The organism is Pseudomonas sp. G166 (assembly GCF_037027455.2).
Taxonomy (GTDB): domain Bacteria; phylum Pseudomonadota; class Gammaproteobacteria; order Pseudomonadales; family Pseudomonadaceae; genus Aquipseudomonas.
In genome coordinates, this window is record NZ_CP146985.1 from 1231527 (window position 1) to 1241996 (window position 10470).

Consider the following 10470-nt stretch of genomic DNA (forward strand, 5'->3'; position numbering starts at 1 on the left):
CGAAGATTGATGAAGGAGTTCGGACATGCCTTTGGCCAAACGCAACAGACGTTAGAACAGATACCTGAGAGCTGGATCGGTTCACCAAAGGGCAAAATCATAGGGGATATGCGGGCATATAGAGAAAGGAAAGCGCGGCTTAGTTAAATTTTCTTACAGATATTTCTTTTTTTATCAGGATTTCGGCTTTTTTTGACTAATTACTCTAAAACTCCCTTTTCACGCTATGAATCCTCCCTATTCTTTAGCTTGATAGACGGTTCGATCCGCGATGCAGACGGCGCTATCAGGCCATTCGACGTACAGAAGGACAACGTTCATGACAAAAATACAGGGCATTACCGAAATGCTGGGGATCTTTCCAGGCCTGATCAACCCGCGCAGGACGCGCCGGCTCAGCCTGGAAGAGTTAAGGCTGGTGGAGCGCTATCGGGAACTGTCGGAAAACGACCGGATCGCTATGCGCTACCTGGTGGATGCGATGCGCAGTGTTTCCAGATTCTGATCAAGCACGGTGATGATGGCCAGGCCTTCTTCCACACGAAAGGACAAAACGGGCGAGGCCATGGCTAATCTCCAAGGTGTATACGTTGTCGACGCGCTAGGTCCTGCCAGGATTTCCGTCAACCGGCGAGCGTGCACCAGTCGACGAAAACCTTGGCAGCGCGCAGGCAGGGCGAGCGCGAGCGTGTGTTGCTAACGTTGTCTTGGCTTCAATGCTTGAACATCACATGCCGCACCACCGTGTAGTCCTCCAGCCCATACATGGACATGTCCTTGCCATAGCCGGAACGTTTCTGACCGCCATGGGGCATTTCGCTGACGAGCATGAAGTGGGTGTTGACCCAGGTGCAGCCGTATTGCAGGCGTGCCGACAGGCGATGGGCGCGGCCGATGTCGGCAGTCCACACCGATGAGGCCAGGCCATAGTCCGAATCGTTGGCCCAGGCCAGTACCTGCGCTTCGTCGACGAAGGGGGTGACGGATACCACCGGGCCGAAAACTTCCCGACGGACGATTTCGTCGTCCTGCTGGGCGTCGGCCAATACCGTTGGTTCGAAGAAGAACCCGTTGCCCTCCACCGCTTTGCCACCGGCGATCAGGCGGATATGCGGCTGGGCGATGGCCCGTTCGACGAACCCTGCCACGCGGTCACGGTGCTGGGCGGTGATCAGCGGCCCCATCTCGGTGTCTGGCGCCGTTTGCAGGCCATACATGATGCTGCTCACTGCGGCGCCGAGCTTTTCGACAAACTGCTCGTAGATGCCTTGCTGGGCATAGATGCGGCACGCGGCGGTGCAGTCCTGGCCAGCATTGTAGAAACCGAAGGTGCGGATGCCTTCCACCGCCGCGTCGATGTCGGCGTCGTCGAAAATGATTACCGGGGCCTTGCCGCCCAGCTCCATGTGCGTGCGCTTGACGCTGTCGGCAGTGCTGGAAATGATGTTTGCGCCGGTGGCGATGGAGCCGGTCAGTGACACCATGCGCACTTTTGGATGGGTCACCAGCGGCTGGCCGACGGTCTGCCCACGACCGAACACCACGTTGAGCACACCTGCTGGAAAAATTTCCGATGCCAGTTCCGCCAGGCGTAACGCGGTCAGCGGGGTCTGTTCCGACGGCTTGAGCACCACGGTATTACCGGCGGCCAGGGCCGGGGCGATTTTCCAGGCGACCATCATCAGCGGGTAGTTCCACGGTGCGATGGAGGCGACCACGCCCACCGGGTCGCGGCGGATCATCGAGGTGTGCCCCGGCAGGTATTCGCCGCCCGCCGAGCCGCTCATGCAGCGGCTGGCGCCGGCAAAGAAGCGGAACACATCGGCGATCGCCGGGATCTCGTCGTTCAGCGCGGCGCTCAGGGGTTTGCCGCAATTGTCCGATTCCAGTTTTGCCAGTTCTTCGCCGTGGGCTTCGATGGCATCGGCCAGTTTGAGTAACAGCAGGGAACGGTCCTTGGGCGGGACCTGGGACCAGTTTTCAAAGGCACTGTCGGCCGCACGCACAGCGGCATCGACCTGGGCTTCGCTGGCCTCATTGATTTCCACCAGCACCCGACCCAGCGCGGGGTTGAACACCGCCTGGCCGGGGCCTTCGCCGTTTACCAGGTGACCGTTGATCAGCAGTTTGGTTTGCATGTTCATGTCCTCTTGAAGGTTTCCAAGTCCCCTGTGGGGAGCGAGCTTGCTCGCGATAGCGGTGGATCATTCACCCTTTACAGCGATTGACACGACGCCTTCGCGAGCAAGCTCGCTCCCACAGGATTGCGGTCCCACAGTGAGCGATCACCGTTGATCATTTCCCGCCACTCCCCGCCACGCTCTCACCGCCCCGGGTCAGGTAATAAGCGCCCAGTATCGGCAGCATCGTCACGATCATCACCAGCATCGCCACCACATTGGTCACCGGCACGTCGCGGGGGCGGCTGAGCTGGTTGAGCAACCACAGCGGCAGGGTGCGTTCGTGGCCGGCGGTGAAGGTGGTGACGATGATTTCGTCGAACGACAGCGCAAACGCCAGCATCCCGCCAGCCAGTAGCGCCGAGCCGAGATTGGGCAGGATGATGTAGCGAAAGGTCTGCCAGCCGTCGGCACCCAGGTCCATCGAGGCCTCGATCAGGCTGTGGGACGTGCGGCGCAGGCGGGCGATGACGTTGTTGTAGACGATCACCACACAGAAGGTCGCGTGACCGACGATGATGGTGAACATGCCAGGCTCGATCCCTAGGGTCTTGAAGGTCGCCAGCAGGGCAATGCCGGTGATGATGCCTGGCAGGGCTATTGGCAGGATCAGCATCAGCGAAATGCCCTGCTTGCCGAAGAAGTCGCGACGGTACAGTGCGGCCGAGGCCAGCGTACCGAGCACCATGGCGATCAGCGTGGCGATGGCCGCGATCTGTAGCGACAGCTTGATCGCCTCCAGTACATCCGGGCGCGCGAAGGCGACGCTGAACCACTTCAGGGTCAGGCCCTTGGGCGGAAAGCTGAACGCGGCGTCTTCGGTGTTGAAGGCGTAGAGGAAGATGATCAGGATCGGGAAATGCAGGAACACCAGCCCGCCCCACGCAGCGATCTTCAGCCCCCAGGAAGATTTTTCAGAGTGCATCGAAAGCCCCCAGGCGCTTGACGATAGACAGGTAGATGGCAATCAGCACGATAGGCACCAGCGTGAACGCCGCGGCCATGGGCATGTTGCCGATGGCGCCTTGCTGGGCGTAGACCATGCTGCCGACGAAGTAACCCGGCGGGCCCACCAGTTGCGGCACGATGAAGTCCCCCAACGTCAGCGAGAAGGTGAAGATCGAGCCGGCGGCAATGCCCGGGATCGACAGCGGCAAGATCACCTGCATGAACGTCTGGCGCGGTCTGGCGCCCAAGTCTGCCGAGGCTTGCAGCAGCGACGGTGGCAAGCGTTCCAGGGACGCCTGGATCGGCAGGATCATGAACGGCAGCCAGATGTAGACGAACACCAGGAAGCGTCCCAGGTGTGAGGTGGACAAGGTGCTGCCGCCCACGCTGGGAATCCCCAGAACGAACTGCAACAGCGGTTCCAGCCCCAGGTGCTGGACGAACCATTGCGCCACGCCGCCCTTGGCCAGCAGCAGCGTCCAGGCATAGGCCTTGACGATGTAGCTGGCCCACATCGGCAGCATCACCGCGATGTAGAAAAACGCCTTGGTCTTGCCGCTGGTGTAGCGCGCCATGTAATAGGCAATCGGGAACGCGACGATGGCGCTGGCGATGGACACGACGATGGCCATGCTCAAGGTGCGCAGGATGATGTCGAAGTTCGACGGTTGGAACAGTGCCGTGAAGTTCGCCAGGGTCAGGTCGGGGGTGACCGCCATGGTGAAGTCATCGAAAGTGTAGAAGCCCTGCCAGAGCAAGGTCAGCAGCGAGCCCAGGTAGATCGCGCCGAACCAGATCAGCGGCGGCACCAGCAACATCGACAGGTAGAGGTTGGGGCGGCGGTACAGCAGGTTGGAAAAACGTCGCAACGGCGAACCGAGCGCAGGCGTTTGGTTGATGGCCAGGGCGCTCATCTCACACCTCACCGCTGACGGTGTCATGCAACGCGATCATCGCTTCACGGGCCCAGCGCACGCTAAGGCGTTGGCCGGTCTGATACTGGGCACCGTTATCGAACCATTGGGTATTGGCCTGGCTGAGGTTCAGGGTCTGGCCGTTCGCAAGCGTCAATTCATAACGCGTAGCGCTGCCCTGGTACTGGATATCGTGAAGCAGACCGTGGACTTCTATTTCATGAGCGGCCAATGGGCCCTCGGCGAAGCGCACGTGTTCCGGACGGATCGAGAACGGCTGTGGGGAACCGCTCAGTTCTCGGGCCAGTTCACCGCGAATCACATTGGAAGTACCGACGAATTCAGCGACGAAAGTGGTTGCCGGTTTCATGTACAGGTTGCGCGGTGTATCGACCTGTTCGATGCGGCCCTTGTTGAACACCGCCACGCGGTCGGACATCGACAAGGCTTCGGTCTGGTCGTGGGTGACGAAAATGAAGGTGATGCCCAACTGGCGCTGCAGTTTCTTCAACTCGCCCTGCATCTGTTCGCGCAGCTTCAGGTCGAGGGCGCCCAGCGGTTCGTCCAGCAGCAACACCCGCGGGCGGTTGACCAGGGCACGGGCCAGGGCCACGCGTTGACGCTGGCCGCCTGAGAGTTGCACCGGCTTGCGCTCGCCATAGCCACCCAGGGCCACCATCTCCAGTGCTTCGTCGGCGCGCTTGATGCGCTCGGCATTGGCGACGCCTTTGACTTTCAAACCGTAGGCCACGTTGTCGCGCACATTCATATGCGGGAAGAGCGCGTAATCCTGGAACACCGTGTTGACGTCCCGCTGATAGGGCGGCAGCCCGGCGGCTTCTTCGCCATGGATGCGGATCGAGCCGGCACTGGGTTGTTCGAACCCGGCGATCAAGCGCAGGCAGGTGGTCTTGCCTGAGCCGGAAGGGCCCAGCATGGAAAAGAACTCGCCGTCCTGAATGTCGATGGAAACCCGGTCAACGGCCTTCACTTCGCCAAACTGACGGGATACCTGGGTGAATTGGACTGCAAGCGTCATGGTGCGGGGCTCCAGAAAGCGCGACTTCTATTGGATTGTTGGTGGGGGCCGGACATCGGATCTGTGGGAGCAATGCTTGCTCGCGATACAGGCGCCTCGGTTCCCCGAGAGACCGCGTCATCTTCATCGCGGGCAAGCCTTGTTCCCACACAAGAGCGGTGTTCAGCTGGGTTTCCTAAGCCGACAGAGGCTTACCGCCCACCCATGATCGCAATGTAGTCCTGGGTCCAGCGGCTGTACGGCACGAACTTGCCGCCCTCGGCCTGCGGGGTTTTCCAGAAGGCGATCTTGTCGAACTGGTCGAAGCCGTTGGTCTTGCAGCCTTCGGCACCGAGCAGCTCGCTGCCCTTGCACGCCGCCGGCACCGCTGGCAACGAGCCAAACCAGGCGGCCACGTCACCCTGGACTTTGGGTTGCAGCGACCAGTCCATCCACTTGTAGGCGCAATTAGGGTGCTTGGCCTCGGCGTGCAGCATCGTGGTGTCGGCCCAACCGGTGGCGCCTTCTTTCGGAATGGTCGAGGCGATCGGTTGTTTTTCGTTCATCAGGCCGTTGACCTGATACGGCCAGGCACCGGACGCCACCACACCTTCGTTCTTGAAGTCGCTCATCTGCACGGTGGTGTCGTGCCAGTAGCGGTGGATCAACGGTTGCTGGGCCCGCAGTAATTCCAGCACGGCCTTGTACTGCGCTTCGTCGAGTTGGTACGGGTCCTTGATCCCCAGTTCTGGCTTGGCGGTCTTGAGGTACAGCGCCGCGTCGGCGATGTAGATCGGGCCATCGTAGGCTTGCACACGACCTTTGTTCGGCTTGCCGTCGGGCAGGTTCTGGGCGTTGAACAGCACGCCCCAACTGGTCGGTGCCTGCTTGAATACCTCGGTGTTGTACATCAGTACGTTCGGGCCCCACTGATACGGGGTGCCGTAGGTCTGCTGGTTGACCACATACCACGGTGCATCCTTGAGGCGTGGGTCGAGGTTCTTCCAGTTGGCGATCAATGCCGTGTTGATCGGCTGCACCCGCTTGCCGGCAATCAGCCGCAGCGAGGCGTCACCCGAGGCAGTGACCAGGTCGTAGCCGCCCTTGGACATCAGGCTGACCATTTCGTCGGACGTCGCGGCGGTTTTCACATTGACCTTGCAGCCGGTTTCCTTCTCGAAACCGGTCACCCAGTCGTAGGCTTTGTCGCTTTCACCGCGTTCGATGTAACCCGGCCAGGCGACGATATCCAGTTGGCCTTCGCCGGCGCCAACGGCCTTGAGCGGTTCGGCGGCCTGGAGGCTGACACTGGTCAACAGCGCGGTGGTAATTGCGCTGAGCAATACGGTCTTGTGCGCGTACATGGAAATCCCTCTTGCTTTAATTATGGTCGGGGCAGTGTTTCAACGGGGTGAAGCGCCATTGAAGGCCTGTTATTAGAGTAGTGCTGTTATCTACAGATGCTGGCCGTGGCGGGCCATGATGTGGCGCACCACGCTGTAGTCCTGGAGCGAATCGCTGGACAGATCTTTCCCATAACCCGAACGTTTCAGGCCGCCGTGGGGCATTTCGCTGACCAGCATGAAGTGGCTGTTGATCCAAGTGCAGCCGTATTGCAGTCGCGCCGCCACCTGCATCGCCTTGTCCAGGTTCTGGGTCCACACCGAGGACGCCAGGCCGTACTCGGAGTCGTTGGCCCAGTCCACTGCCTGGCTGAGTTCGTCGAAGCGGGTCACGGTGACCACTGGGCCGAACACTTCGCGCTGGACGATTTCATCGTTTTGCTTGCAGCCGGCCAGCAGCGTGGGTTGGTAATAGAAACCGGCGCCAGAATGCACGGCCGCCCCAGTGATTCGCTCGATGTGCGGTTGGCCGAGGGCGCGCTCAACGAAACTGGCGACCCGGTCGCGCTGGCGGGTGCTGATGAGCGGGCCGATTTCATTGTCGGCATCGCGCTTGCCGGCAAAGCGCAGGCTGCTGACCGCCGCGCCGAGCTCGGCCACCAGGCGGTCATGAATCGCGCCTTGGGCGTAGATCCGGCACGCTGCGGTGCAATCCTGCCCGGCGTTGTAATAACCGTAGGTGCGCACGCCTTCGACCACCGCCTGGAGGTCGGCGTCGTTGCACACGATCACCGGCGCCTTGCCGCCCAGCTCCAGGTGCGTGCGCTTGAGGGTTTTCGCCGCCGCCTGGAGGATCTTCTGCCCGGTGACGATATCGCCGGTCAGCGAAACCATGCGCACTTTGGGATGGCTGACCAGATGGCTGCCGACCCCTTCGCCACCCCCGCAGATGATGTTGATCACACCTCGTGGCAGGATCTCGGCCAGTGTTGGCGCCAAGGCCAGGACTGACAGCGGCGTGTGTTCCGACGGTTTGAACACCAGCGTATTGCCGGCGGCCAGGGCCGGGGCGATCTTCCACGCGGCCATCATGATCGGGTAATTCCACGGCGCGATGGACGCCACCACGCCAATCGGGTCGCGGCGCACCATGCTGGTGTAGCCGGGCAGGTATTCGCCACTGAGCTGGCCGGTCTGGCAGCGTACGGCGCCAGCAAAGAAACGGAACACGTCCACTGTGGCGTTCAGGTCATCCTGGCGTGCCAGGTGCAGCGGCTTGCCACAGTTCAGGGATTCGAGGCGGGCCAGGTAGTCGGCGTTTTTCTCGATGGCACTGGCAATCTCCAGCAGCAGGTTCGAGCGCTGTTGCGGCGTGGTACGCGACCATCCGGCGAAGGCACGGTGGGCGGCCAGGATGGCGGCCTCAACCTGCTCGGTGCCGGCCTCGGCGATGTGTGTCAGGACTTCGCCTGTGGCCGGGTTGAGGATCGGCTCGACAAACCCGTCACCGGGGACCAATTCCCCGTCGATCAGCAACGCGGTACACAACGGAGTTTGCGTGCCAGCCATGTTCGCGTTCTCTATAAAAGGGGTGGCTACTGCTGTCAGTGATGCAGCAAGACTAGTGCTCAGCCTTAAACCCGACAAATTCTAAATACTCAAGGCTGCATTCGATTAAATAGATGGCTTGCGTCCACCATGGGGTTGTTCCCGGGCGACAGTCAAAAACGGATCGACCAACGCCGGTCGCGCGGTGCCCCGGCGCCAGGCCAGGCCCACATCGAGGGTCTGGCTGAGGTCGGCAATCGGGCGCGCCTCGATGATGTCGCCCTCCAGCGACCACGGGCGGTAGGTCATGTCTGGCTGTATCGACACCCCCAATCCGGCCGCCACCAGGCTGCGCACCGCTTCGGTCGAGGCGGTGCGCAGGGTGATCTTCGGTTGCAGGCCGGCACCGCGCCACAGGCGCTGGGCGTTGCGGTCCATCTCATCGACATTGAGTTGGATCAGCGGCTCGCGGGCGACATCGGCCAGGTTGATGCTGTCATGTTCCAGCAGCGGATGCTGGGCCGGCAGCCACAAGCGGTGGGGCGAATGGGTCAATACTTCGGTTTGCAAGGCGTGACGGTCTTCGAGGTTGGAGAGGATCAGTACCCCGACGTCAATTTCGCCACTGACCAGCAGATGCTCGATGTACGGCCGTTCGTCTTCCATCACGCGGATCGCCACATTGGGGTAGGCGCGCTGGAAGCGGGTCAGCAGATCCGCCAGGTAATAACCGGCCACCAGGCTGGTGACGCCGATGGTGACTTGGCCGGCCACCTGGTCGGTGCTTTGTTGCAGGCTGCGTTTGGCGTTGTCGACGGTGGCCAGGATCAAGTGGGCCTGGCGCAGGAATTGATGCCCCTGGTGAGTCAGAGTCATGCCCTTGGCGTGGCGATTGAACAGGCTGACACCGATTTCCTGTTCCAGTTGCTGGATGGCCAGGGTCAAGGTGGACTGGGAAATGAATGCGGTTTGCGCGGCGGCGGAGATCGAACCGGTTTCGGCTACGGCGATGAAATGACGGATCTGGCGCAGGGTCATCATGGACGAATATCCGGTAGGCGGTTTTTATCGAATGATCTGAGTGTATATCGTTTTTTTTGAGGCTCAGTGAGCGCTTCAGGCAACATTTCGAAGCAATCTCGCTGAGGAGACCGGGCACTTTCGTTCTAGGCTGGGGGCCTTAATGATCCGGTTAACCCGAATGTGTGGAGGTCTTAAATGAACACCCGTGGATTGCTCGATCAGCTACTCAAGTCCGGTCAGGAAATGTTGCAGAACAAGGCTGGCGGCGCCCAGGGCAAGTCGTCAGGCGGTTTGGGCGGCTTGCTCGGCGGCTCCGGAGGGCTGGGCGGGATGCTTTCCGGCGCGGGTGGCGGGGCGTTGGCCGCCGGGGCCATGGGCCTGCTACTGGGCAACAAGAAAGCCCGCAACTTCGGCGGCAAGGCCCTGGCCTATGGTGGCCTGGCCGCCTTGGGCGTGATCGCCTACAAAGCCTATGGCAACTGGCAGGCCCAGCAGGGCAACGCACCGAAAACCGAACCGCAGACCCTGGATCGCGTTCCCCCGGCACAGGTCGAGCAGCACAGCCAGGCGATCCTCAAGGCGCTGGTGGCAGCGGCCAAGGCCGATGGCCACGTGGACGAGCGTGAGCGCCAGTTGATCGAAGGCGAATTCACCAAGCTCGATAATGACCAGGAACTGCAACACTGGCTGCACGCTGAACTCAACAAACCCTTGGACCCCACCGACGTCGCCCGCGCTGCCAGCACCCCGGAAATGGCCGCGGAGATGTACATCGCCAGCGTCATGTTGGTGGACGAGGAAAACTTCATGGAGAAATCCTACCTCGATGAACTGGCACGCCAACTCAAGCTGGAACCGGGGTTGAAGGTGGAGCTGGAGAAGCAGGTTCGGCAGGCAGCTCTATAAAACAATCCCAACATCAGTCCTTGTGGGAGCGAGCCTGCTCGCGATGGCGCCCGGTCAGTCACAGCATCGTTGGCTGATACACCGCTATCGCGAGCAGGCTCGCTCCCACAATGGTTTTGTGTCGTTTGACAGTCCTGTATCCAACGCATTTTCCTGTGGGAGCGAGCCTGCTCGCGATGGCGCCCGGTCAGTCACAGCATCGTTGGCTGATACACCGCTATCGCGAGCAAGCTCGCTCCCACAATGGTTTTGTGTCGTTTGACAGTCCTGTATCCAACGCACTTTCCCGTGGGAGCGAGCCTGCTCGCGATGGCGTCCGGTCAGTCACAGCATCGTTGGCTGATGCACCGCTATCGCGAGCAAGCTCGCTCCCGCAATGGTTTTGTGTCGTTTGACAGTCCTGTATCCAACGCATTTTCCCGTGGGAGCGAGCTTGCTCGCGATGGCGCCCGGTCAGTCACAGCATCGTTGGCTGATGCACCGCTATCGCGAGCAGGCTCGCTCCCACAAGGGGGCATTGCTCATTTTGAGAAAACGGTGAACTTCGGCCTCGCCAAAATCACCCCACAGCGCCATACAGACGCAACGCT

9 protein-coding genes are annotated in these 10470 nt (G+C 61.0%); 2 read left to right on the forward strand and 7 right to left on the reverse strand.

What is annotated here, in order from left to right; translation table 11 throughout:
- Nucleotides 1–319 precede the first annotated feature (319 nt).
- Nucleotides 320–505, forward strand: a complete 186-nt coding sequence (locus SGN16_RS05405; protein ID WP_135843868.1) for a hypothetical protein — start codon at nt 320–322, stop codon at nt 503–505.
- 208 nt (nt 506–713) lie between these two features.
- Here SGN16_RS05405 and SGN16_RS05410 read toward each other — a convergent pair whose 3' ends face one another.
- The 7 genes from SGN16_RS05410 to SGN16_RS05440 all read right to left on the reverse strand — a co-directional run bounded on the left by SGN16_RS05410 (nt 714) and on the right by SGN16_RS05440 (nt 8992).
- Nucleotides 714–2138, reverse strand: coding sequence for a gamma-aminobutyraldehyde dehydrogenase (locus tag SGN16_RS05410; protein ID WP_335943473.1), 1425 nt, complete (start codon nt 2136–2138; stop codon nt 714–716).
- Between the two features lie 157 nt (nt 2139–2295).
- A complete protein-coding gene (locus SGN16_RS05415) occupies nt 2296–3105 on the reverse strand; it encodes an ABC transporter permease (RefSeq protein WP_116831540.1) in 810 nt (269 codons plus the stop codon).
- Nucleotides 3095–4042 (reverse strand): ABC transporter permease, encoded by a 948-nt coding sequence (locus tag SGN16_RS05420; RefSeq protein WP_335943474.1) that lies wholly within the window; start codon nt 4040–4042, stop codon nt 3095–3097. The genes SGN16_RS05415 and SGN16_RS05420 overlap by 11 nt, the downstream gene beginning before the upstream one ends.
- Nucleotide 4043: 1 nt before the next feature.
- The gene (locus SGN16_RS05425; RefSeq protein ID WP_335943475.1) at nt 4044–5081 is read right to left on the reverse strand and encodes an ABC transporter ATP-binding protein; all 1038 of its coding nucleotides are present in this window, start codon (nt 5079–5081) and stop codon (nt 4044–4046) included.
- A gap of 191 nt (nt 5082–5272) precedes the next feature.
- Nucleotides 5273–6424, reverse strand: a complete 1152-nt coding sequence (ydcS, locus tag SGN16_RS05430; protein ID WP_210643006.1) for a putative ABC transporter substrate-binding protein YdcS — start codon at nt 6422–6424, stop codon at nt 5273–5275.
- A gap of 90 nt (nt 6425–6514) precedes the next feature.
- Complete coding sequence (locus tag SGN16_RS05435) at nt 6515–7972, reverse strand: gamma-aminobutyraldehyde dehydrogenase (protein ID WP_210643007.1); 1458 nt, start codon at nt 7970–7972, stop codon at nt 6515–6517.
- 105 nt (nt 7973–8077) lie between these two features.
- The gene (locus SGN16_RS05440) at nt 8078–8992 is read right to left on the reverse strand and encodes a LysR family transcriptional regulator (RefSeq protein ID WP_210643008.1); all 915 of its coding nucleotides are present in this window, start codon (nt 8990–8992) and stop codon (nt 8078–8080) included.
- Nucleotides 8993–9169: 177 nt separating this feature from the next.
- Here SGN16_RS05440 and SGN16_RS05445 point away from each other — a divergent pair, with 177 nt between their 5' ends.
- Entirely contained in the window at nt 9170–9880 is a 711-nt protein-coding gene (locus SGN16_RS05445) for a tellurite resistance TerB family protein (protein WP_210643009.1), read from the forward strand.
- The last annotated feature ends 590 nt before the right edge of the window (nt 9881–10470 follow it).

Bases quoted from the DNA above. Each gene is read 5' to 3' on its own strand.
- SGN16_RS05405 (WP_135843868.1), top strand. From the start codon at position 320: ATGACAAAAATACAGGGCATTACCGAAATGCTGGGGATCTTTCCAGGC.
- SGN16_RS05410 (WP_335943473.1), bottom strand. From the start codon at position 2,138: ATGCAAACCAAACTGCTGATCAACGGTCACCTGGTAAACGGCGAAGGC.
- SGN16_RS05415 (WP_116831540.1), bottom strand. From the start codon at position 3,105: ATGCACTCTGAAAAATCTTCCTGGGGGCTGAAGATCGCTGCGTGGGGC.
- SGN16_RS05420 (WP_335943474.1), bottom strand. From the start codon at position 4,042: ATGAGCGCCCTGGCCATCAACCAAACGCCTGCGCTCGGTTCGCCGTTG.
- SGN16_RS05425 (WP_335943475.1), bottom strand. From the start codon at position 5,081: ATGACGCTTGCAGTCCAATTCACCCAGGTATCCCGTCAGTTTGGCGAA.
- ydcS (WP_210643006.1), bottom strand. From the start codon at position 6,424: ATGTACGCGCACAAGACCGTATTGCTCAGCGCAATTACCACCGCGCTG.
- SGN16_RS05435 (WP_210643007.1), bottom strand. From the start codon at position 7,972: ATGGCTGGCACGCAAACTCCGTTGTGTACCGCGTTGCTGATCGACGGG.
- SGN16_RS05440 (WP_210643008.1), bottom strand. From the start codon at position 8,992: ATGATGACCCTGCGCCAGATCCGTCATTTCATCGCCGTAGCCGAAACC.
- SGN16_RS05445 (WP_210643009.1), top strand. From the start codon at position 9,170: ATGAACACCCGTGGATTGCTCGATCAGCTACTCAAGTCCGGTCAGGAA.